A 20817-nucleotide genomic window follows, 5' to 3' on the forward strand; every position below is an offset into this window, starting at 1 on the left:
CAACAGCAGGTCATTTCAAGGCCGTTGGCGACGGTCGACGCTGTGGGCATGGACGACGAACTCATCACCGAACGCCGCTCCGTAGCCTTCCCCCAGGTCTTCGGCTACCTGCGCCACGTGACCGGCGGCCTGGCCCGCCACGCGGCGCTCGTCGGCTGCCTCACCGAGTACTGCCGACAGCATGAGCTGACCTTGTGCGGCGTATTCACCGACCGAGACTCTGCGGTGGCCGTCCGTTCCCCCGCCTTCGTCGGCCTCCTGGACGCACTCGAACTGCCCGATACCTATGGCGCCGTGGTTCCCGCCCCCAGCCACCTCGGCCCGAAGCGCGTTGCCGGCGAGCGGAAGCGGCAGATAACAGCGTCGAGCGCCCGGCTGATCGTGGTCCGCTCCACCACCAGGCCGACGACAGCATCCGCGCCCTCCCTCGAAGCGAGTGCCGGCCCCCACCGCCAGGGAGATACCTGATGTCCGTTCGCGAGGCGCTGCGCAGCGCCCCCATGGTCAACGACGTTCCCGGACTGCGCCTGCTCCGAGTCGGCGACGGCCGGGACTTCGTACGAACCCCCGCAGAGCTGGGTTTCCTGGCCCTTGCCCACCTGCGGGCAACTGGAGCTGTGATCGGCCCCGTGCTGTACGACGGGCCCAACGAACGCCTCTACTACGCCATCCAGACCGGCACCTCCGGCGGCTGGAGCGACCTGCCGGTACGGCACCTGTCCATCAACTCATGGCTCATCGCCCCCAGTCTGGAGTTGATCGATGACTGGTTCGGCGGCTGGTGCGAACTCCCCGACGACGAGACCCTCACAGACGCCGACACCCTCCACGCCGCCCTCCAGCACCCATATATCGGCGCCTCTCTGGAAGAGGCGAGCCGGTGAACACCCACGCAATCGTGCCGGAGGCCATCACCCGGACGCGGCAGGCGTGGTGGAAGCCGTGATGGGCCGCGCAGTGAACCGGCCGGCCCGCTACACAGGCCCGCTGCTGATCGTGCTGATCTCTGCCTCGTGCGGCTTCGTGATCGGCGTCGAGGTCTCCACCGCCCAGGCCGGCCCCTGAGTTCCCGTCCCTGCCGGACGTAGCCGATCGGAAGGCTCCCCACCCCGAAAAGCCCCGGCAGGGGCGGGCCGCAAACCCCCGCCCCGGGCTGATCAACCGCCCGCGCCCTTGGACAGGTCGAGCGCCGTCCGGGGCGGGCCCGCAAGGCCACTTCAACCCAACCACAGGAGGAGCAATGCAGAACAACTCCGCCACCGCCCCGCCGACCGGGCCGACCCAGGCCGGACTAGTCAAGGCACGCCGCCGAATCCAGGCCGCCCGCGAGCGCGGCGTCACTCCGTCCGACGGCGGCAGCACCGGCCGCACCGACGGCAACGACTGATCCGGGAGGAAACACGTTGTCGCCGCTGAATCTGGCGGCGCGCCTGGGCCAGGACGAGTTCCTGGCCCAGGCGCTCCACCGCCGCTACCGCCACGTCCCCGCAGCCATCCAGAACCCGGACAAGCTGATCACCTGGGACGACGTCAACACCATCCTGGCCACCCACCGCCTGGAGCCACCTCGTCTCCGCCTGTCCGCGGACGGCGAGATGCTGCCGGCCCACCGCTACACCGCACCGGTCACCACCCGCCGACACACCATCTGGCAGCGCCTGCACCCCGCGGAACTGCACGCCCGACTCGCCGAAGGCGCCTCCCTGGTCATCGACGCCGTCGACGAACTGCACCCGCCCGTCGCCCGCGCCGCCATGGAGCTGGAACGGTGGCTGCGCACCGGGGTGCAGGCCAACCTGTACGCCTCGTGGACCGCACGCGAGGGCTTCGGCGTGCACTGGGACGACCACGACGTCGTCGTCACCCAGATCGACGGCGCCAAACGCTGGAAGCTATACGGCCCAACCCGTACCGCCCCTATGTACAAGGACACCAACGAACCCGAACCGCCGCCGGAGAAGCCGGTCGCGGAACTCGTGCTCCGGCCTGGGGACATGCTGTATCTACCTCGCGGCTGGTGGCACTCGGTGGCCGCCTCCGAGGGCGAACACTCGCTCCACCTCACCTTCGGCGTCCAGACCACCACCGGCGCCCAACTCCTGTCCTGGCTCGCTGACGACCTGCGCCGACACGACGTACTGCGTGAAGACCTGCCCATACACACGACCGCCGCCGCACAGGCGATCTATCTGGAGCGGCTGCGCAAGGAAGTCACCACCGCCCTGGAAGACCCAGACCTCATCGGCCGGTACGCGGCGATGCGCGACGGAACCGACCTCACCCGCCTGCGGCCGAGCCTCCCCCACCTCACCTGCGTGCCCGCAGTCCCGAACGTTCGCGTCAGGCTCACGACCGCCCGGTCGCTCTTGGAGCCCAACCAAGACGGGATGGTCTTCCGGGCCTGCGACAACGAGTGGGAGATGGCGAAGGAGGTCATGCCGCTGCTCCAACGGCTGATGTCAGCAGCGCCTGCCGCCGTCTCCCTCGGCGAGCTCGCCGAGGTAGCCGGAATCTCGGTCGCGGATGCGGCAGCCGTCGTCTCCGAACTCATGGTCGGCCAAGCGATCACGGTGGAGAGGAAGAACGAGCGATGACGAAGGCAGCCCTGGGCCTGGGCACCTACCGCATCCGGCCCTCTGCGCTGAGCGACTCTGTGGCCCGCGTGGCCACAGATCCAGCGGCAGCGTGGATCGACACGGCGCCCAACTACCTTGATGGGATGGCCCAGCCGCTGCTGGCGCCGGGCCTCGCTCGGCACCCGGTCCCGGTATCCACGAAGGTCGGATACCTCACCTCTCAGACCGCTAAGGACGCCGTTGACGATGGGGCCATCACGTCCGGCGACGCGGAACGAGGACATTGCCTAAGCCTCCCGTACGTGCACTGGCAGTGCGCCCGCAACCGAACCGAGCTCGGCCGCGACCGCCTCGACCTCGTCTTCGCACACAACCCCGAACGCGCCGACGGCGACCCACACGATGCCCTACGCCACACCTTCACCGCCCTCGAAGCAGAAGCGGCAGCCGGAGCCCTCACCGCGTACGGCGTCGCCACCTGGGACGGCTTCGACACCGGTGCTCTGAGCGTCCCCGCCCTGCACCAGCTGGCCACCGAGGCGGCCGGCACGGAGCAACACCACCTGCGAGCCGTCCAACTACCCGTATCCCTCGTCACCGCCACCGCCTTCGTCCAAGCCCTGGACGGCGAAGGCCCCATTGCGCAGGCCGCCGAACTCGGATGGCAGGTGTACGCCTCGGCGCCCCTGTTCGGCGGCGAACTGCCGAACCTGGCCACGCGCGAACTCGCCGCACTACTGAACCCCGAACTCACCCCCGCCCAGGCATGCCTCCTCGCGACAGCCTCCTGCCCGGGGGTGACACGAATTCTGCTCTCCTCCTCCACCCCGGCACACTGGGCCGAGGCACAACAAGCCCTGCAGAGACCTGCCATCCCGGACTCCACGTTGCGAAAGGTGCTGGATGTACTCGCCCCCGACTGACCCCACGGACCAGCAGCGCATGCGCCGGGCCTTCGCGCGGTCAGCGGAGACGCTGGGCGCCACAGTCACGGGCCCCGAAGTCTGGGGCTGGCACGGCCGAACCCTCAGCGCCCGCGCCCAGTACTCGGACCAGAGGGCCTGCTGGCTCCGGCTGCTCTCGGCCCCGGAAGACAAAGCCGCCGGCAAGATCTGGGAGGGTAACCGCGAGGCCGCCGCGTTATTCGACGGGCGCATCCGCAAACCACTGCTGTACGACACCACGCAGTCGAGCAGCAACGGCCATGCGTACCGGGCTGAGTTGCACCAGTACATCTCCGAGCCCGTCGTCTCCTCCGACCCGGTCCTGCGCGCGGATCCGAATCTTCCGGCCCGATGGTGGGAGTCGCTGCGCACAGACCTGGAGCACGTCAGCAGCGTCGCGACCGACCGTGTGGCCGTACAGCAGGAGTGGGTTGATCGCACCGTCCCGCGCTACCTCCGCATGCCCGGCCCTCGGATCACGGACTGGGCGACGGCCCACGGCGACCTGCACACCGCCAACCTCACCAGCCTCACCCCCTACCTCCTCGACTGGGAAGGCTTCGGCCTGGCGCCCACCGGATACGACGCCGCCATGCTGCTGGCGTACTCCCTCCTCGTGCCCACATTCGCCCACGGGGTACGCGACACGTTTCCCGTGCTCAAGACAGAGACCGGACGCACCGCGCAGATCATCGTCATCACCGAGTTGCTGCAGTCGGCCTCGCGCGGTGACCATGCCGAGCTTGTCCCCGTATTGCGCGCCGTGGCCGCAGAAATCGCCTGACCGGACCCCGCTCGACAGCCAAGCTGCGTAGCCGTGCATCGGATGCACATCCGCCACCAGGCCCCACCGGTCGCGGCACGCCGAACGCAGACCGACTGCAGCGTGTTGGAACAGGAGGACGGGGCTGTTCGCCGAAGCGCTGCCGGGCTGAGGAACCAGCGCTTCTCGTACGACAAGGGCGGCTCGTCAGGCGGCGGCCGGAGCCGGGCCGGGCCGACCAGCTGGGACAGGGACGTACTCCATGGTCATGAAGCCGACGACCCGCCCGTCTCCCCGGTGACGGCCGCCAGGTGACTGCCGTCGACGCAGGGCGGGGAGCGTGTCGTCCTGAGCCGGGACGAGGCTCGCCGACCGGCCGGGTGACCAGCTCCAGCGCGTCCCTCAGCCGTTCTCCGTCGGCGGGAACCTCGGCACCGCTCAGCTGTGAAGAACCGGATCCCCTGACGCTTGCCGCACGGAAGCAGATCGGCGCACCGCACGGAAACCGATCGGTTTCCGTCGTGCGCCGCTCCTCGGGCCGCGGTGGTGGTGGTCAGGCCGCTGCGTTCAGCAGGTCGGCCAGCACGTCGGGCCGTTCCAGGGCGATGAAGTGCCCGGTCTTCGGCACCTGTGTGAACTCGGCGGCAGGCAGCAGCCGCCGGTTGGCTTCCCGGTCCGAGGGACGGGACCAGTCTTTCTCGCCGTAGACGAGGTGGACGGGCGCCTTGACCTCGGGATATCGCGAGCGGGCCGCGATCAGACTGGGCAGAGCCTGGTACACGGCCCGCGCGACGGCCGGGTAGCCGGGGCGGGCGCCCACCTGAAGGAGCTCGTCCACGTAGTCCTCGCGCAGCGCGCTCCTGTCGCCGAGGCCGCCCTCAAGGATCTTGCGGAGGGCGGGCTTGGGCTCCACCCCCGCGATCACCGGGCCCACTCCGGGGGCGAGGACGCCGCTGACCACCACACGGGCGAAGAGGCCGGACCGGGCGATCCCGCCGGGGAAGTCGTAGGCATTCACCGCGACGACCCGCCGGACCCGCTCCGGGAGATCGGCCGCCGCGGTAAGGGCCAGCACCGCACCCATGGACTCCCCCACCAACGTCACGTCCTGGAGGTCGAGTTCGGTCAGGAGCCGCTCGACGCCCGCGCGCATGGCCGGCTCGTCGTACGACGCCCCGGGCACGATCTCGGAGTAGCCCATCCCGGGCAGGTCGAGGGCGTACACGGTGTAGCGGTCCGCGATCAGCGGGATGAGGTTGCGGAAGTGCTCGGCCTGGGTGCGCACGGTGTGCAGCAGGACCACGGGGGCGCCGGTGCCCGCCTCGAGATAGCGCAGCTGTCCCTCACGGCCGCTGCGAGGGGGGATCGTGTGGCTGGTGGTCCCCGGAATGTGGATCGTGGAACGTGAATCTTGGCTGGGCATCTCGCCGACTCCTTCTGCGTGAGGGGGTTACCAAAACGGTCATGACTCTCTCCGGAGAAGGAGAAACCGATCGGTTTCCATCAAGGTAAACCGATCGGTTTCCAAGTGCAAGCCCGGCAGGCTCCCGGCTTCACCGCGGCGTTCCGTACCCGTGGATCCCCGGGATGACGAGCGCTCCACCTGTCTGTCCGGCCTGGTCGATGTCGGCATCGTCCAAGCCGAGTTGGAGCTTGAGGTCGCGTTTCCCGACCGTGTCGTAGAGCCACTCCGGGACGGTGTCGGGCGTGAGGTGGAGGCGGAGGACTGGAGGCAGGGGGGCACCCTCGACGCCGGAGAGGGTGCCCGTCAGGCTCTCGACGTACATGGTGATGCGGTCGCCTCGCAGCGCAGACGTCGAGCCGGACGCTCCGTCGATGTGCTGGATCTGCGGGCCGACGGGTACGGCCATCCTCAGGTCGCGGATCGTGACAGCCGCCGCGGAGAACTTGAGCACCCGCTTGGGCCCGGCGGCCGTGTCCACGGTCACCACGCCGCCGAAGACGAGGTCGCGCAGTTCGAGGCGGCTTCCCTTCATGTTCCAGGATTCGGCGGCGAATCGGCCGGCGCTCGTGTCCTCGGGAGCCTTGAGATCGCTGATGTCACAGGCGCGGGAGGCCCCTGTGGCGGGCGCCGGCCGGGACGACGGCTCGGTGGTCCGATGGCCGGGGGTGGGTGACGCGTGGGGTGCGGCCGGCGGCGCGTCGGACGGTTCCGCGGTCGTCGGCGTCGGAGCGGCCGGAATCGGTGCGGGACTCGTGTCGGGTGGCGGACTCTGCTCCTCAGTGTCGCCGTGGAGGAGAGAACCGAGGAGGTCCGCAAGACCGGTGGTGGCGGCGATCGCGCTCGGTGAGGCGGTCGGAGCCGGGGCCGGGCCCGTTTCCTCGTCGGCCTCGTGCTCCAATGGCTCGACGGGCTCATCGCTCGTGGGGGCAGTGGGCGTGCCGGGAGCAGTGGAAGGAGTAGGCGCGGGGGCCGCGGTCGGGGCTGCTGTGTCGTCGGGGCGGTCACAGTCGACGCCGCCGACAAGCTCCTCTTCGGGAGCGGAATGAGCCGCGGTAGCACTTGTGTCGGCCGCGGGCGGACGCTGACTCGCCAGGACGAGGACGGTCGGCAGCACGGTGAGTGCGAGAGCCTTCCCGAGCGGCAGGCGCAGTCGGGTCAGCGCGGACGTACGGGGAACGGCATGACGGCCTCTCGTCGGCCGCGCGTAGTGGGGTGCTACGGCCTCGCCGCGGAGGTCGGGCGACTGGTCAGTCATTCCCCACTCCTCCGCGACGGCCCCTCGGTGTCGTCGGCCGTGTTCACCGGGCCCCACGCCAGGGCCAGGAGCCCACCCGTGGCCGCACACAGCGTGCCGACGAAGAATCCGCCGAAGTTCGAGATGGGCAGCGACAGGACACCGAGGAAGACGGCCACGCATCCGGCGAAGAACCTGATGATCGGCTGGAACCACAGGAGTCCGCCGAGGACGATCAGCGTGAGGCCGATGACCAGGGACCCCGCCCCCGCGGTGGTGGACATCGCGACAGACAGGGCACCAAGGGAGAGGTCGAAGTACGGGAAGTAGATGATCGGCGCGGCGGCCAGGAGTACCAGCAGGCCCGCCCAGAAGGGGCGGGTGCGCCGCCAGTCCCTGAAAGCCTGGGGAGCGTGGGCGAAGCCGCTGTCGCTGCGGGGGTGCGCGGGTGCGCCGGCACTCGTCATTTGAAGGTTCCCGGATCGTCAGCGGGTGGGAGAGGTCGGGTCACGGTCAGAAGCAGTCGTGGCGGCCGGCCGCGATGTTCATGTGCAGGCCCGACAGTTCGAACGTGCCCGCAGAGGTGGCCCAGACCGTCTGATGGGCATCGATGATCTCGACCGAATCCGCCTGCTGGGCGTAGCCGTTGGGATCCACGTGGTCCTTCGGGTTGACCTGGCCCTTGGTCATGGCACCGGTGGCGACGCCGATGTCGACGTTCTTGAACGTGCCCTTCTTGGCCTTGAGGTCGGTCATGTCGATGTACAGGCTCTTGGCCTTGACCGGCGTACCCGAGCCGCCGGCCCTGAGCGACATCGTGTAGGTCCCGAGCACGGGGATGTCCACCGGCACGGACTGGCACATGTCGACGATCGTCGCGTCCTTGATGGACGACACGGAGACGGGCACGTGCTTGCCGTTCTTGGCGACGTCCACCGTGGCGTAGTTACCGAACCCGGAGCCGCTCAACTTCCCGGCCGAGACCTTGAAGTCGGAACCGGAGATGCTGAACGAAGCGGCCAGCGCGCCCTGTGCCATGGAGACGGCGACGGCCGCCGTGGCGATCACCGTCGGCACCGCACCGATGGCGAAACGCTTCCAGTGGGTCCTGCCTATTCGCTGGGACATACGTGGCCCTCCGTTGTCGAGGTGTACGAGGTGTACGAGGTGAGTGGAGGCCGGGTGCGCAATGTGGGCACACCGGAGGAGCACTTGATAGCTCCACTATCGAGTGCCTGATAGTGCCACTATCGAGCTCGGTGGGGCAACCCCCGGTAACGCGATACTGGAGGGACAGTTGAGCGTGAGGGAGCGCATGAGGATTTCGGAGCTCAGCCGACGGTCCGGGGTGCCGGTGGCGACCATCAAGTACTACCGACGGGAGGGGCTGCTCCCTGAGGGGCGCGCACTGAACCCGACCACGGTCGAGTACGACGAGGAGCACGTCCAGCGGCTGCGTCTGATCCGTTCCCTCATCCAGCTCGGCGGGCTGTCCGTCGCCCGCACCCGTGAAGTGCTCGAAGCCGTCGAGCAGCCGCTGGACGCATTCGAGACCCTGGCCGTCGTCCACCACGCCCTGCCCGTTCCCTCCGCGGAGACGAGCGGGAAGGGCGGCGAGGATCACGAGGGTGCCGCCGAGGAGGCAGCATCCGGCGGAGCCGTCGAGCGGGTCGAGGCTCTCATCGAGAGCATGGGCTGGCGGATCTCCGACGCGTCCCCGCACCGCCCAGCTCTCGCCGAGAGTCTCGCGGCACTGAGCCGCCTCGGCACCGACTACACGGCCGACGACCTCATCCCCTACGCACGGCTCGCCACCTCCACCGCGGACCTGGACTTCGCGCAACTCGAAGGGATCGAGGACCAGATCGCCCTTGCCGAACGGGCGGTGGTCCTCAGCGTGCTGTTCGAGCCGGTCGTCCGGCTGCTGCGGCGCTTGGCCCAGGAGGACGCGAACCATCGTCGCCACGATCGCCGTGCGTGCGGGCGGGGGGGAGCAGCCGGCGAAGTGAGTCCCCGCTAGGGTGCCGACGGATCACGCCACCCCGCTCGCAGGGCTCAGCCCGCGGCGATGGGTACCGGCTTGCCGGCGGGGCCGTCGGCCGACATGTCGGATTCCTTGATGCCGAGCCGGTCGCTGCAGCGGGCGTGCGGGCCCGGAGCCCACCAGGCCGCTCTTCTCAGCAGTCTCGCGACGGCCGTTCCCAGCAGGACGGGCACCACCAGCAGGTCCAAGCCAAGCGCGTCCCGGGTGTCGCCGTAGACCGTCGGCCCACCGGCCAAGCACGCCCGGGCGTCCCGCGGTTCTGACGGTACGGCACAAGGTGTCGACGTCGACACGGACGCCGCTTCGGCAGCACAGCCGTACCGCGACGCCGAGCAACCAGTCACTTACCGAGGCAGCGTCGTCGGCCTACGCGGACTTCGACCCCGTCAGATCACTCCCGGGCCAGATGCGACACGTTCACTTGCACCGAGGAAACCGATCTGTTTTCCTAGGTGGAAACAGATCGGTTTCCGACCGAGGGTCGGCCCATGACCAGCGACTAAGGGGAAAAGTGAGTACCACCTTCGACCGCGGGGCGCCCGCCTCCGGGAAAACAGACTCGGGCCGCCGCGGCTCACATGCCGTGCGCTGGTGGGTGCTCGTCGTGCTGGGCGTGGCACAGCTCATGGTCACGCTCGACGCGACCGTCGTGAACATCGCGCTGCCCGAAGCGCAGCATGACCTCGGTTTCAGTGACGGCAGCCGGCAGTGGGTCATCACGGGGTACGCCTTGGCATTCGGCAGCCTGCTGCTGCTCGGGGGTCGACTCGGCGACCTGTTCGGCCGACGTACGACTTTCGTGACCGGCCTGTTCGGTTTCGCGGCCGCCTCCGTCGTCGGCGGCGCAGCCGGCAGCTTCGAGATCCTCGTCGCGGCACGCGTGGCCCAGGGCCTGTTCGCCGCGCTGCTCGCGCCCGCGGCGCTCTCACTGCTCAGCGTGACCTTCACCGACCCGACCGAACGGCCGAAAGCCTTCGGCATCTTCAGTGCGTTGTCCGGTGCGGGCGCCGCGGTCGGACTCCTGCTCGGCGGCATGCTCACCGAGTGGGCGTCGTGGCGCTGGGTGATGTACGTGAACGTCGTCTTCGCGGGCGTCGCGCTGGCCGGTGCGCTGCTGTTGCTGGCCAAGCCCGCACACGCCGAGCGGCCCAAGATCGACATTCCTGGCACCGTCGTGGTGAGCGCCGCGCTGTTCGGCATCGTCTACGGGTTTGCGCACGTCGAGTCCACCAGCTGGACCGACCCGGTCGCCCTTGGCTCCATGATCAGCGGTGTGGTGCTGCTCGCGGTGTTCGCCTGGCTGGAGCTCAGGGTCGCGCATCCGCTGCTGCCGCTGCGAGTCGTGCTGGACCGGACCCGAGGTGGTTCGTTCCTGGCCGTGTTCGTCCTGGGCATGGGGATGTTCTCGATCTTCCTGTTCCTGACCTACTACCTGGAGGCCAGCATCGGCTACTCGCCGATCGAGGCCGGTCTGTCCTTCCTGCCGATGGTCGGGGGCATCGTCGCCGCGTCGACCACGGCGCCTTCGCTGCTTCTGCCCAGGGTCGGCCCGAAGGTCGTGGTCAGCGCCGGCTTCCTGGTCTCCGCGTCCGGTATGGCCCTGCTGACCCGGCTCACGCTGGACAGCGGCTACGTCGCGAACATCATGCCGGGCATGATCCTGTTGGGTCTCGGTATCGGTGGGGTGATGACCACCGCGTTCCAGGGTGCGACCGCGGGAGTGCACCACGAGGACGCGGGCGTCGCCTCGGCACTGATCAACACCAGCCAGCAGGTGGGCGGCTCGATCAGCACGGCACTGCTGACCACCGTTGCCTCATCGGCCGCAACCGACTACCTGTCCTCGCACAAGCCGGGCCCGCTGACCATGGCGCAGGCCGGGGTCGAGAGCTACACGGCCACCCTGGCGTGGGGCGCCGGGATCTTCGTGGTCGGTGCGGTGCTCACGGCGTTCCTGATGCCGAATCGGGCTCTCGCGCCGTCGGAGGGTGAGCCTGTGATCGCCCACTGAGCCGGAGACCGCGATGGGGGTGCCGACGTCCGGACGCACCCCCATCAAGGCGCCGCCCGACTTCTACCGCTTGCTCGCAGCGTGCCCCGTAAACCGATCGGTTTCCAATGGGCCGGAATCGAGTTAACCTCTCAACATGACGACCGAAGCAATGCCAAGCTCCCGAGAGCGACTGCTGGAGGCAGCGGCCACGCTGACCTACCGAGACGGCGTCAACATCGGCGTCGACGCGCTGTGCAATGCGGCCAGGGTGTCCAAGCGCTCCATGTACAAGCTGTTCGAGAGCAAAGGCGAACTACTGGCGGCGAGCCTGGAGGAACGCGCCTCCGCCTACGTGACGGCACTCCTTCCCGCGGCGGACGACAACCGTCCACCCCGCGAGCGGATCCTGCACGTCTTCGCACAGGCGGAGGCACAGGCGGGTGCACCCGACTTCCAAGGCTGCCGGTACCTCGTCGTGCAGATCGAGCTCAAGGACCCGAGCCACCCCGCGAGCCAGGTGGCCCATCGGGTCAAGGAGAACCTGACAGCCTTCTTCCGAGCCGGGGCCGAACAGGGCGGGGCGAGCGACCCGGACCTGCTGGCCCGGCAGCTGATCCTGGTCTTCGACGGCGCCAGCGCCCGCGCGGGAATCAAAGCCGACACGCAGGCCGGGCTCATCACCCCCACCGTGGCCGCCCTGCTCGATGCGGCGGACATGCGCTGACGCATCAGTGACGAGCAGCTGCGGCGAGCGATGCGCTCGACGAGTCGCAGCCGACACCCGGCGACCGAGCAACCCCCATGGACCCCACACGCCCGTTGCCGGTCGAGGGCCAGCTCCCTGACCTGACTCGCGGGATGGGCCCTGATCGCCTGACGATCGATCGCCGACGCCCGCGAGGAACCCGATCGACAGTCCGAAGGAGAGGCTCACCGCTTGGCCTTGCGCGTGGAAACCGATCGGTTTACGGTGGTGAAACTGATCGGTTTCTCGCCCTGGAGGCGAGCATCGCACCCGAATCACAAGGAGCACGGATGACTGCCGCGCGCGACGCCGAGGGGCAACCGACGGACCCCAGACTTCCGGCGAAGCTGGCTGCCCACCCGTCAGTGAAGGCCGTACTCGCCCGGCGCACGACGGGTGACGAAGCGCGCCCGCCGGCCGTGATCGACGCGGCCTGGCTGCGCGAACTGTGTCTGGCGGCCGGCGCGGACGACGCGGCCGCGGTCAGCCTGGACCACCCCGACCTGACCGGCGAGCGCGAGCACGCACAGGCCGCGCTGCCCGGCACCCGCACCCTGATCGCGATGGCAGTCCGGATGAACCGCGACAACTGCCGCTCCCCCGCCCGTAGTGTGGCCAACCAGGAGTTCCACCAGACCGACGAACAGGCCAACCAAGCCGCCCGCAGCGTCACCCAGGCACTCCAGGACGCCGGTTACCGGGCGCTCAATCCCTCCGTCGGCTTCCCCCAGGAGATGGACCGCTTCCCCAGAGAGCGGATCTGGGTGGTGGCGCACAAGACGGTCGCGGTGGCCGCCGGACTCGGGGTGATGGGCCTGCACCGCAACGTCATCCACCCGAAGTTCGGCAGCTTCATCCTGCTCGTGACCGTCCTGGTGGACGCGGAGGTGAGCGAGTACGGACAGGCGCTGGACTACAACCCCTGCATCGACTGCAAGTTGTGCGTCGCGGCCTGCCCGGTCGGCGCCATCGCCAAGGACGGCGCCTTCGACGGGCTGGCGTGCACCACGCACAACTACCGCGAGTTCATGAGCGGGTTCACCGACTGGGCGCAGACCGTGGCCGACAGCGAGGACGCCGCCGACTACCGCTCCCGGGTCACCGACTCCGAGAGCGCCTCCATGTGGCAGAGCCTGTCCTCGCCCCCCGGCTACAAGTCCGGCTACTGCCTCGCCGTCTGCCCCGCCGGCGAGGACGTCCTCGGCCCCTACCTGGACGACCGCAGGACCTTCATGGACACCGTGCTGCGACCACTCCAGGAGAAGAAGGAAACCCTCTACGTCCTGCCGGGCTCCCACGCGCAGGATTACGCGCGGCGCCGTTTCCCCCACAAGCCGGTCAAGGAAGTCACCGGTGGCTGGCACCCCCCGCCGAAGCGTCCCCCAGCCTCCTGACCCGGTGTCCTCAACCCGCTCGCCCAGCACAGAGGTTGTCACTCATGCCCGCTGCCGACCGGCCGCACCCGCACGCCTTCGAGAACGCCGTCGCCGTCGTCGGCGACTACTGGACCCTCCTCGTACTGCAGGAGGTGTCCTTCGGCGCTCGACGCTTCCGCCGGATCATGACGAACACCGGCATCAGCTCGAACGTGCTGGCCGTCCGGCTGAGGAAACTCATCGAGCGTGGCGTCCTGTCCAAGGAGCTGTACGAGTCTCGTCCTCCCCGCTACGAGTACACGCTGACGGAAGCCGGACGCGAACTGCAGCCGGTCCTGCTCGCCCTGGCGGAGTGGGGGAACCGCCACGCATGCCGGGGAGAGTCACTGATGGAGCGCCACGCTCGATCCCCTACTACGACGCCCAGGGCGACGCGGGTCTGACGCGGGGCTGGGTCATGCTGGCGGCCGGACTCGTGGCGGCCGCACTGTTCGGCTTCGGCGTACTGAGGTGGTACGACCGCAAGGGACTGCACCGCATACCGGCGGAGTCGAAGCCGGAGAAGACCTCCGTACCGGCATAACGGCAGGTCACCCAACACGGGCCATTACTCGGAGTGGCCCCGGTGTGCGCCGCCCTGACGGGGACGACAGGCGCGCGCACCTTCATGGCTCGGCGACGGCCCTTCCCCCAGGCCGTCGCCGAGCCTCTGTCCGGAGCCCTGAAAACCGATCGGTTTTCATTTCGTCCGCTTCGGGTTAACCTCGCGGTATGACCACCGAAGTGAAGCTGAGCCCCAGGGAGCGGTTGCTGGAGGCGGCGGCCACGCTCACCTACAGAGACGGCGTCAGCATCGGCGTCGAGGCGCTGTGCAAGGCGGCCGGAGTATCGAAGCGCTCCATGTACCAGCTGTTCGAGAGCAAGGACGAACTCCTGGCAGTGAGCCTGAAGGAGCGCGCCTCCGCCTACGTCGCAACTCTCCTGCCCGCGGCGGACGACGGCCGGTCACCCCGCGAGCGGATCCTGCACGTTTTCGAGCAGGTGGAATCGCAGGCAGGGGCGCCCGAGTTCCGGGGCTGTCGGTATCTGGCCGTGCAGGTCGAGCTCAAGGACCAGAGCCACCCCGCGAGCCGCGTGGCCCACCAAGTCAAGGCGAATCTGACGGACTTCTTCCGCGCCGAGGCCGAGCGGGGTGGGGCGGGCGATCCGGATCTACTGGCCCGGCAGCTGAGCCTGGTCTTCGACGGCGCGAGCGCCCGCGCGGGGATTCAGGCCGACAACCTGACCGGGCTCGTCGCGCCCACCGTGGTCACCCTGCTCGACGCGGCAGGCGTGCACTGACGCATCCCCATACGGAACGCCCTCTCACCTCCCGGCGTTCACGGGAAGCCCGATGGCCGTGAGTGCATTGCCGAGCATGCCGCAGGCGAAGAAGCTTGCGGTCGTCTCGGCATCAGCGCCCAGCGACAGGTGCACGGTTTCCCAGATACTCATCCAGCCGGCCCGAACGACCTCACCGACCAAGTCGTCACCCTGCGCCTCGGCGGCCGCCACGGTGGCGTATGCCTGCATCTGCATCAGGAGCGTTTCGGGGCGCGTCGAGATCAGCTGCGCGTAGGCGTCAGCCATCACCTGCCAGGCCCGCTCGCCGTCCGCCACCCCGTCGGCTGCCCTCTCGAAAGCCAGGCGGGTGTCATCCGCGCTGCGCACCAGAGCGGCGACGAAGATCGCCTTCTTGTCCGGGAAGAGCCGGAAGAGATACGGCTGCGTGACGCCCACCCGCTTGGCGATCGCCGCGGTGGAGGTGCCGCGGTAGCCCGTGCGCGCGAACTCGGCGATCGCCGCACGGATGACGCTCTCGCGCCTCTCCAGCGCACTCATCCTGCCCATGACGCCATTCTCCCTGCTCGACCTTGCACCCGAAAACCGATCGGTTTACCTTAGAGGAAACCGATTGGTTTCGAGTGAGTGCGGGAGTCCATGATGACGACAGATCGGCCGGTGGCCCTCGTGACGGGCACCTCCTCCGGCATAGGGAAGGAAACCGCGCTCTCCCTGGTCGCAGCCGGATTCAACGTGGTCGGCACAAGCCGTGACACCTCACGCGTCACCCCGCTCGACGGCGTGACGTTCCTCGGACTCGACGTCGCCAGCGATGCCTCGGTCGCCGCAACGGTCCAGGAAGTGAGCGAGCGGTTCGGGCGGATCGACGTCCTGGTCAACAACGCCGGCGTCGGCTCGATGGGGGCGGCGGAGGAAACCTCCGTCGAGCAAGCCCGGTACCTCTTCGACACCAACGTCTTCGGGGTCATGCGCATGGTCAACGAGGTCCTGCCGCACATGCGCGCTCAGCGACGCGGGCGCGTCATCAACATCTCGTCCGTACTCGGGTTCCTGCCCCAGCCCTACATGGCCGCCTACGCCGCCTCCAAGCACGCGATCGAGGGCTACACCGAGTCCCTGGACCATGAGGTTCGCGACCATGGTGTCCGGGCGCTCATCGTCGAACCCGCCTACACCAGGACCGGGTTCGAGGCCAACAGCGCGAAGCCCGACACCCCGCTGCACGCGTACGCGCAGCAGCGGCAGACCGTCGACCGCGTGATGGCGGAGGCGGTCAGGACCGGCGACGCCCCCGCCGTCGTCGCCCAGGCGATCGTCGCGGCGGTGACCGACCCGAAGCCGAAGCCGCGCTACACCGCCGGCCCCCTGGCCGGACGCGCACGTCTCCTGCGCCGCCTCGCTCCCGCCGCAGTCTTCGACAAGCAGATCCGCAAGATGAACCAGCTGGCTGGCTGACGCAGGTTTCGGCGCCTCAGCCAGCAAGGCGAAAGGGCCCGCCGACTCCACTGGCGGGCCCTCACGAAAGATCGAGGCTATGGCTTGAGCACGGCCAGTACATCGTCGAGCGAAACGTCGGCGGGGTTACTCATATCGGAACCATCGAACGTCTGCCAGATATAGGACGCCGTCCCGCTCTCCCGCAGCGGATGCAAGTCGGCCAACTCCGAATCGTCCCGGAAGCTGTTGAACGCCTCTTCGGACTCCCATTCAACGAGGAACAGAACCTGCCGTGGCGCGAGGTCACCGGCTACGTTGTCCCGGAAGCGGCCGAACGCCACCATCCGGCCACCATACTGCGGAGCCGCTTCGGGCAAGCGACTGAAATACGCGAGGTACTTCTCCAGGTCGACCACGTCAAACATATTCAGGGCGTAGAACTTCTTCGTCTCTGAATTCGCACTCATCGCACTGCCCTTTCCGGTCTCAGAAAACTGGTCTACTTGGCGAGTTGGGGGTAAAGCCCTGCCAGGTCGCCGGCCAGGCCCGCCTTGACCTGCCGGGAGACGTCGTCGGCGAGCACCTCGTACGCGCCGGTCTCCACACCGTCGAGGGCGAGGGAGGCGACGTCACGCGGGTCGGACTTGGGTGCGTCGACGCCGACCGTGAGGTCCGTGTCGACGTAGCCGACATGCAGCCCGGTCACCGCGATGCCGCGCGGCTGGAGTTCGAGGCGCAGGGAGTTGGTCTGCGACCACAGGGCGGCCTTGGAGGCGCTGTAGGAGCCGCCGAGGGCCAGCCAGGACAGCACGGAGTGCACGTTCAGGACGTGGCCGCCGCCGTTGCGCTCGATGACCGGGACGAAGGCCCGGGCGGCCAGGAGCGGGCCGTAGAAGTTGGTCTCGAACTCCCGGCGTACGTCGTCCACCGGGGAGCCGAGGAAGGAAGCGCCGACCGACGCGCCGGCGTTGTTGATCAGCACGGTGACGTCCTGGGCCTGCGCGGCGGCCGCCGCCACCGAGGCCGGGTCGGTGACCTCCAGCGCCACCGGGACCGCGTCCGGGTGCGTCACGGTGCGCGGGTCGCGGGCGGTGGCGTAGACCTTGCCGGCGCCGCGCGCGTACAGCTCTTCCACCAGAGCCTTGCCTATGCCGCGGCTGCCGCCGGTGACGAAGACGTTTGCGCCCTTCAAAACAGTCATGACTCTCTCCCCGAGAACGAGAAACCGATCGGTTTCCAGAAGAGTAAACCGATCGGTTTCCCGACGCAAGCACAAACGGCGCCCGAACCCCGCCACGTCGACGGGTGGACTCGGGCCGAGGGCGACCATGTAGCGCTTTTGGGGCCCTTCAGGGCCTGTTCGGCGGATCACGTAACGGCCGACGCCCCAGAAGGGGCCAGCCGTCCCTGCGCACACGCAAAGGCTCCGCGCAGTCGGCCCCTGGCACAGATGACCCCATGCAAAAGGTGGGCCACGTCGACGCGGCAACCGGCCGTCGCCGAGCGCCGCGCCCATAGCGTGCCCATAAGACCGGTGAACCACGGTCAACTACGGTGCAAACCTGCGCTCCCGAGCGCCACGCCAGAGCACGTATACCCAGGCCAGAAGCCATCCGGCTCCCCAAGCGCCGTCGCTTCCCAAGCTGAGAGCGCGAGTTCGATTCTCGTCACCCGCTCCATGTTGAAACCCCAGGTCAGTGGCCTGGGGTTTATATGTTGTTGCGAGACGGGAACAGGAGCATCCATCTCGCCCAGGGCCCCTCCCTAAGTCTTGTCCCGTAAATGATCTCCAGCGTGCTGACTGACCTGCTCGTCTTCTCGGTCACCAGGCGAGGGCGAGGTTGTGCATGCGGGCGATGCCGAGCATGGCGTGGTGGACACCGTCGCCCTTGAGGCGGCAGTCGCGCAGGATCTTCCAGGTCTTCATGCGGGCGAAGGCGTGCTCGACGCGGGCCCGAACTTTGCGGTGGGAGGCGTTGTGTTCCTCCTTCCAGGCCGGGAGTTCGCCCTGGCTCTTCTGTCGGCGGTGTGGGATGACCAGGCCGGTGCCGCGGTAGCCGCCGTCCGCAATGACGGTGGTCGTGCCGACGGCGGCTTTCGCCCCGGACAGTTCCCATGCCGTGCAGTCGTTGCGATTGCCGGGGAGAGGCCGGCCGACGGCGACGACCAGACGGGTGTCGGCGTCGATGACGACCTGGTGGTTGGTGGAGTACCGGTAGTTTTTCGACTGCTCGGCGATGGTGTGATCGCGAGTGGGGACCAGAGTTCCGTCCACGATCAGCACGGCGTCCTTGCGGAATCTCTTGCGCTGCTGGAGCGCGAGCGAAGGACCGAGGTGGCCGATGATGCGGTCGGCGGCCGACTTTGACACCCCGAACAGCGGTGCCAGCTGCCGCAGCGTGAGGTTGGTGCGCCAGTACGCGACGACCAGCAGGACCCGGTCTTCCAACGGGAGACTCCATGGCCGGCCCTTGCGCACCGAGTCCGCGCCCTCGCGCCGCAACGCGGTGATGAGCTTGCCGAACTGACGTGGGCTCAGCCCGGCGAACGGGGCTATCCAGGAAGGCTCCGACGCCGTGATCACACCAGGCACGGCAAGATCATGTCACCCCTGACCGGCAGGCTCCTTGTCTCCAGGACCTGTGTCCGACCCTCGATCTACGATGCCGGGATGCAGCCACACTTCACCGGCACGGCCCTGATCACCGACGATGTCCCGGCCCTCGCCGCCTTCTATGCCGCGGTCCTGGACGCAGATGTCGAAGGGAGTGACCCCTTCGCCCGGGTGATGGTCCCCGGCGCAGTCCTGTCGTTCTTCTCCACTCAGGGCATGGAGTCGATGGTGCCCGGCTCTATGGCTGCTGCTGCGAGCGGAGGCTTCACCCTGGAGTTCCAGGTCGCCGACGTGGACGCACGCCACGAACGGCTGCGGGCTCGGGGCGTCGAGATCCTCAAGCCGCCGACCACCCAGCCTTGGGGCCGCCGCTCGGTGTGGCTGCGCGATCCCGACGGCAACATCGTCAATCTCTACCAGGACGCGTGACGACTGGTTCCCTGCACCCGGTTCGCTCATTGCGGGACAGCCTTTAGCGAGCGAAGCCGAGCGTTGGGGGGGAGTCGGCGACCGACGGCAACGCCGCTGGGGGTGCTCCTTTGGAGGGGAGTGCAGGTCAGTGCCCGCCTCGCCGAGCTGATCGTGCGACCACCCCCTGACGGCGCCAGGGGCGAACCCCTCGCCCCCAGCGCTCACGGCCCGTCAGTCGTATCCGGCGTCGGCGCCTGCCGTCCCATCGTGCTCGCCCGGGGGATGAGCCGGTAGGGCGCCCGAATCTCCATGCCGGGGACCGGTGTTGAGCTGCCGATCCGCTTGAGCAGGCGCTCCACGGCCGTCTCGGCTATCACGTCCTTGGCCGGCGAGATCGTGGTGACGGGCGGGTTCGAATAACGGGCGTCCTCGATGTCGTCGTAGCCGACGATCGCGACGTCCTCCGGGACGCGCAATCCGCGTGCGGCCAACGTGTGCAGGGCGCCAAGGGCGATCAGGTCGCTGTAGCAGAAGACCGCGTCGGGAGGTTCCGCGAGGTCGAGCAGGTGTGCCATGGCAGTGGCGCCGTCGGAGCGGTTGAAGCGGGGGGTGGAGATGACGTACTCCTCGCGAACGGGCACGCCGGCGCGCTCATGGGCCAGGCGGAAGCCCAGGGTGCGCAGCTGGGCGGCCTCTCCGGTGCGGTACGGCTGGTCGCCGATCGCGGCGACGCGGCGCCTGCCGAGGCCGAGCAGATGCTCGGTGGCCTCTCTGGAGGCGGCGACGTCGTCGATGCCGACATGGTCGAAGCCGCCGTCGCTGACCCGCTCACCGAGCACGACGAGCGGGAGGCTCGCGTCGCGCTCGGACAGGTCGGGCTGGGCCAGGCCCAGCGGGCTGAAGATGACGCCGTCGAAGAGCAGTTGCTGGGAGCCACGGGTGAGGAACGTCTTCTCGTGTTCCGCGTCGCCGTCGGTCTGGTCGATCAGGACGTTGTAGCCCTGCACCCGGGCCGCACGGATGATGCCCTGCAGCAGTTCGGCGAAGTAGGGCGTGTCCAGGTACGGAACGACCACGGCGATCTGGCCCGAGCGCCCGGCGGCGAGGTTGCGGGCCAGCACGTTGGGCCGGTAGCCGAGCTCGTCGACGGCCTGCTGCACCCGCGCGCGAGTGGCCTCGGAGACCGGCGCATAGCCGTTGACCACGTTGGACACGGTGCGGCTGGAGACTCCGGCCAGCGCCGCGACGTCGCGGAGCGTGACGCCATTCGCCATACGGTCACCTTCATCATCCCGGAGGGGCAATGTGGAAAGTTTCCCCGAAGCTCTTGCAGCGTGGCAATCCCTCGGTTAACACTTTTGCAGCGCTGCAGAGCCTAGCAGGGGTGGCCCGAGTGGATGATCGGGCACTGCCCCCTCTCGCGATGGGGCGCAGTCCGTCGACGGCTGTGCCGTGCCCGGTCAAGGGTGCGTCGCCGCCGGAGCCGGGCGCAGGTCCGAGGTGACGCCGCGCCACGGACCGGATCCCCGGGAGTACTCGCGGGGAACGATCAGCAGGAGCCGCAGTGACACCAGTGACCGCTTCCCTTTCGGCGGCCGTCCTTCCCCGGACAGGGCGCCCGTTCTTACTCGCCGTGCTCTGACGGCGCCCGCCTCTTCGCGTCCGGTATCCCGAACTCCGTTCGGTATGCGCCGAGTTCGCCGTGTGGACCCACGGTGCCCGCCGACCCGGGCCCGACCGGCCCGTCCCCACTCCCCTCGTGTCACGTACGCCCACTCCGCCGCGTGCGCCGACGTCCACCCGCCCGGATCCCCGGCGGGCACCACCTGAGTCCCGCCTGCCAGGCGATCGGCGACGGCCCGCACCCCAGC

General features: G+C 68.8%; 24 protein-coding genes and 1 pseudogene. 15 read left to right on the forward strand and 10 right to left on the reverse strand.

Going from position 1 to position 20817, the window contains the following annotated elements; all coding sequences use genetic code 11:
- The first annotated feature begins 48 nt into the window (after positions 1–48).
- The 6 genes from ABD355_RS23860 (at position 49) to ABD355_RS23885 (ending at position 4304) form a co-directional block, all read left to right on the forward strand.
- Entirely contained in the window at positions 49–468 is a 420-nt protein-coding gene (locus tag ABD355_RS23860) for a hypothetical protein (RefSeq protein ID WP_344402615.1), read from the forward strand.
- Positions 468–884, forward strand: coding sequence for a hypothetical protein (locus ABD355_RS23865; RefSeq protein WP_344402616.1), 417 nt, complete (start codon positions 468–470; stop codon positions 882–884). Before ABD355_RS23860 ends, ABD355_RS23865 begins: the two co-directional genes overlap by 1 nt.
- A gap of 356 nt (positions 885–1240) precedes the next feature.
- Complete coding sequence (locus ABD355_RS23870) at positions 1241–1387, forward strand: hypothetical protein (RefSeq protein ID WP_344402617.1); 147 nt, start codon at positions 1241–1243, stop codon at positions 1385–1387.
- 16 nt (positions 1388–1403) lie between these two features.
- Positions 1404–2594, forward strand: coding sequence for a cupin domain-containing protein (locus ABD355_RS23875; protein WP_344402618.1), 1191 nt, complete (start codon positions 1404–1406; stop codon positions 2592–2594).
- Positions 2591–3499 carry an aldo/keto reductase gene (locus ABD355_RS23880; RefSeq protein ID WP_344402619.1) on the forward strand — a complete coding sequence of 303 codons (909 nt, stop codon included), beginning with the start codon at positions 2591–2593 and terminating at the stop codon, positions 3497–3499. Before ABD355_RS23875 ends, ABD355_RS23880 begins: the two co-directional genes overlap by 4 nt.
- Positions 3480–4304, forward strand: coding sequence for a phosphotransferase (locus ABD355_RS23885; protein ID WP_344402620.1), 825 nt, complete (start codon positions 3480–3482; stop codon positions 4302–4304). The genes ABD355_RS23880 and ABD355_RS23885 overlap by 20 nt, the downstream gene beginning before the upstream one ends.
- Before the next feature lie 532 nt (positions 4305–4836).
- Here the strand turns inward: ABD355_RS23885 and ABD355_RS23890 are convergent.
- From ABD355_RS23890 to ABD355_RS23905, 4 genes are all read right to left on the reverse strand, one after another.
- Positions 4837–5706, reverse strand: coding sequence for an alpha/beta fold hydrolase (locus ABD355_RS23890; RefSeq protein ID WP_344402621.1), 870 nt, complete (start codon positions 5704–5706; stop codon positions 4837–4839).
- Between the two features lie 130 nt (positions 5707–5836).
- Complete coding sequence (locus ABD355_RS23895) at positions 5837–7003, reverse strand: hypothetical protein (RefSeq protein ID WP_344402622.1); 1167 nt, start codon at positions 7001–7003, stop codon at positions 5837–5839.
- Positions 7000–7449 (reverse strand): DUF6114 domain-containing protein, encoded by a 450-nt coding sequence (locus ABD355_RS23900; protein ID WP_344402623.1) that lies wholly within the window; start codon positions 7447–7449, stop codon positions 7000–7002. Before ABD355_RS23900 ends, ABD355_RS23895 begins: the two co-directional genes overlap by 4 nt.
- A gap of 46 nt (positions 7450–7495) precedes the next feature.
- A complete protein-coding gene (locus ABD355_RS23905) occupies positions 7496–8110 on the reverse strand; it encodes a DUF6230 family protein (RefSeq protein ID WP_344402624.1) in 615 nt (204 codons plus the stop codon).
- 187 nt (positions 8111–8297) lie between these two features.
- Here ABD355_RS23905 and ABD355_RS23910 point away from each other — a divergent pair, with 187 nt between their 5' ends.
- Entirely contained in the window at positions 8298–9002 is a 705-nt protein-coding gene (locus ABD355_RS23910) for a MerR family transcriptional regulator (protein ID WP_344402625.1), read from the forward strand.
- A 35-nt stretch (positions 9003–9037) separates the two neighbouring features.
- Here ABD355_RS23910 and ABD355_RS23915 read toward each other — a convergent pair whose 3' ends face one another.
- Entirely contained in the window at positions 9038–9262 is a 225-nt protein-coding gene (locus tag ABD355_RS23915; protein ID WP_344402626.1) for a hypothetical protein, read from the reverse strand.
- A gap of 170 nt (positions 9263–9432) precedes the next feature.
- Between ABD355_RS23915 and ABD355_RS23920 the strand changes: the two genes are divergently transcribed.
- The 6 genes and pseudogenes from ABD355_RS23920 to ABD355_RS23945 all read left to right on the forward strand — a co-directional run bounded on the left by ABD355_RS23920 (position 9433) and on the right by ABD355_RS23945 (position 14481).
- On the forward strand, positions 9433–11037 hold the full coding sequence (locus ABD355_RS23920) for an MFS transporter (protein WP_344402628.1): 1605 nt from the start codon (positions 9433–9435) through the stop codon (positions 11035–11037).
- A gap of 136 nt (positions 11038–11173) precedes the next feature.
- A complete protein-coding gene (locus tag ABD355_RS23925) occupies positions 11174–11743 on the forward strand; it encodes a TetR/AcrR family transcriptional regulator (protein ID WP_344402629.1) in 570 nt (189 codons plus the stop codon).
- Between the two features lie 311 nt (positions 11744–12054).
- Entirely contained in the window at positions 12055–13158 is a 1104-nt protein-coding gene (locus ABD355_RS23930; RefSeq protein ID WP_344402630.1) for a 4Fe-4S binding protein, read from the forward strand.
- Positions 13159–13202: 44 nt separating this feature from the next.
- Positions 13203–13583, forward strand: a complete 381-nt coding sequence (locus ABD355_RS23935) for a winged helix-turn-helix transcriptional regulator (protein ID WP_344402631.1) — start codon at positions 13203–13205, stop codon at positions 13581–13583.
- A pseudogene (locus tag ABD355_RS23940) lies at positions 13529–13723 on the forward strand (ABC transporter); the annotation flags it as partial. The gene ABD355_RS23935 and the pseudogene ABD355_RS23940, both read left to right, overlap by 55 nt.
- Positions 13724–13911: 188 nt before the next feature.
- A complete protein-coding gene (locus ABD355_RS23945) occupies positions 13912–14481 on the forward strand; it encodes a TetR/AcrR family transcriptional regulator (RefSeq protein WP_344402632.1) in 570 nt (189 codons plus the stop codon).
- A gap of 24 nt (positions 14482–14505) precedes the next feature.
- On the opposite strand, the gene ABD355_RS23950 is transcribed toward ABD355_RS23945, so the two are convergent.
- Positions 14506–15030: a TetR/AcrR family transcriptional regulator gene (locus ABD355_RS23950; RefSeq protein ID WP_344402633.1), complete on the reverse strand. Its 525-nt coding sequence runs from the start codon at positions 15028–15030 to the stop codon at positions 14506–14508.
- 93 nt (positions 15031–15123) lie between these two features.
- On the opposite strand from ABD355_RS23950, the gene ABD355_RS23955 reads away from it, so the two are divergent.
- Complete coding sequence (locus ABD355_RS23955; RefSeq protein WP_344402984.1) at positions 15124–15939, forward strand: oxidoreductase; 816 nt, start codon at positions 15124–15126, stop codon at positions 15937–15939.
- 77 nt (positions 15940–16016) lie between these two features.
- Here ABD355_RS23955 and ABD355_RS23960 read toward each other — a convergent pair whose 3' ends face one another.
- The 3 genes from ABD355_RS23960 to ABD355_RS23970 form a co-directional block, all read right to left on the reverse strand.
- A complete protein-coding gene (locus tag ABD355_RS23960; RefSeq protein WP_344402634.1) occupies positions 16017–16388 on the reverse strand; it encodes a DUF1330 domain-containing protein in 372 nt (123 codons plus the stop codon).
- Between the two features lie 32 nt (positions 16389–16420).
- Positions 16421–17122, reverse strand: coding sequence for an SDR family oxidoreductase (locus ABD355_RS23965; protein ID WP_344402636.1), 702 nt, complete (start codon positions 17120–17122; stop codon positions 16421–16423).
- Between the two features lie 621 nt (positions 17123–17743).
- Complete coding sequence (locus ABD355_RS23970) at positions 17744–18514, reverse strand: transposase (RefSeq protein WP_344402637.1); 771 nt, start codon at positions 18512–18514, stop codon at positions 17744–17746.
- A gap of 78 nt (positions 18515–18592) precedes the next feature.
- Here ABD355_RS23970 and ABD355_RS23975 point away from each other — a divergent pair, with 78 nt between their 5' ends.
- Positions 18593–18964 (forward strand): VOC family protein, encoded by a 372-nt coding sequence (locus tag ABD355_RS23975; RefSeq protein ID WP_344402639.1) that lies wholly within the window; start codon positions 18593–18595, stop codon positions 18962–18964.
- A 203-nt stretch (positions 18965–19167) separates the two neighbouring features.
- On the opposite strand, the gene ABD355_RS23980 is transcribed toward ABD355_RS23975, so the two are convergent.
- The gene (locus ABD355_RS23980; RefSeq protein WP_344402640.1) at positions 19168–20220 is read right to left on the reverse strand and encodes a LacI family DNA-binding transcriptional regulator; all 1053 of its coding nucleotides are present in this window, start codon (positions 20218–20220) and stop codon (positions 19168–19170) included.
- Between the last annotated feature and the right edge of the window lie 597 nt (positions 20221–20817).

The sequence above is a fragment of the Streptomyces longisporus genome (assembly GCF_039532765.1).
Taxonomy (GTDB): Bacteria; Actinomycetota; Actinomycetes; order Streptomycetales; family Streptomycetaceae; genus Streptomyces; species Streptomyces longisporus.

Coding starts and splice junctions, on each gene's coding strand:
- ABD355_RS23920 (WP_344402628.1), top strand. CDS start 9,433: ATGCGACACGTTCACTTGCACCGAGGAAACCGATCTGTTTTCCTAGGT.
- ABD355_RS23980 (WP_344402640.1), bottom strand. CDS start 20,220: ATGGCGAATGGCGTCACGCTCCGCGACGTCGCGGCGCTGGCCGGAGTC.
- ABD355_RS23885 (WP_344402620.1), top strand. CDS start 3,480: ATGTACTCGCCCCCGACTGACCCCACGGACCAGCAGCGCATGCGCCGG.
- ABD355_RS23945 (WP_344402632.1), top strand. CDS start 13,912: ATGACCACCGAAGTGAAGCTGAGCCCCAGGGAGCGGTTGCTGGAGGCG.
- ABD355_RS23880 (WP_344402619.1), top strand. CDS start 2,591: ATGACGAAGGCAGCCCTGGGCCTGGGCACCTACCGCATCCGGCCCTCT.
- ABD355_RS23960 (WP_344402634.1), bottom strand. CDS start 16,388: ATGAGTGCGAATTCAGAGACGAAGAAGTTCTACGCCCTGAATATGTTT.
- ABD355_RS23865 (WP_344402616.1), top strand. CDS start 468: ATGTCCGTTCGCGAGGCGCTGCGCAGCGCCCCCATGGTCAACGACGTT.
- ABD355_RS23895 (WP_344402622.1), bottom strand. CDS start 7,003: ATGACTGACCAGTCGCCCGACCTCCGCGGCGAGGCCGTAGCACCCCAC.
- ABD355_RS23955 (WP_344402984.1), top strand. CDS start 15,124: ATGACGACAGATCGGCCGGTGGCCCTCGTGACGGGCACCTCCTCCGGC.
- ABD355_RS23950 (WP_344402633.1), bottom strand. CDS start 15,030: ATGGGCAGGATGAGTGCGCTGGAGAGGCGCGAGAGCGTCATCCGTGCG.
- ABD355_RS23910 (WP_344402625.1), top strand. CDS start 8,298: ATGAGGATTTCGGAGCTCAGCCGACGGTCCGGGGTGCCGGTGGCGACC.
- ABD355_RS23935 (WP_344402631.1), top strand. CDS start 13,203: ATGCCCGCTGCCGACCGGCCGCACCCGCACGCCTTCGAGAACGCCGTC.
- ABD355_RS23925 (WP_344402629.1), top strand. CDS start 11,174: ATGACGACCGAAGCAATGCCAAGCTCCCGAGAGCGACTGCTGGAGGCA.
- ABD355_RS23930 (WP_344402630.1), top strand. CDS start 12,055: ATGACTGCCGCGCGCGACGCCGAGGGGCAACCGACGGACCCCAGACTT.
- ABD355_RS23905 (WP_344402624.1), bottom strand. CDS start 8,110: ATGTCCCAGCGAATAGGCAGGACCCACTGGAAGCGTTTCGCCATCGGT.
- ABD355_RS23965 (WP_344402636.1), bottom strand. CDS start 17,122: ATGACTGTTTTGAAGGGCGCAAACGTCTTCGTCACCGGCGGCAGCCGC.
- ABD355_RS23890 (WP_344402621.1), bottom strand. CDS start 5,706: ATGCCCAGCCAAGATTCACGTTCCACGATCCACATTCCGGGGACCACC.
- ABD355_RS23870 (WP_344402617.1), top strand. CDS start 1,241: ATGCAGAACAACTCCGCCACCGCCCCGCCGACCGGGCCGACCCAGGCC.
- ABD355_RS23975 (WP_344402639.1), top strand. CDS start 18,593: ATGCAGCCACACTTCACCGGCACGGCCCTGATCACCGACGATGTCCCG.
- ABD355_RS23900 (WP_344402623.1), bottom strand. CDS start 7,449: ATGACGAGTGCCGGCGCACCCGCGCACCCCCGCAGCGACAGCGGCTTC.
- ABD355_RS23860 (WP_344402615.1), top strand. CDS start 49: ATGGACGACGAACTCATCACCGAACGCCGCTCCGTAGCCTTCCCCCAG.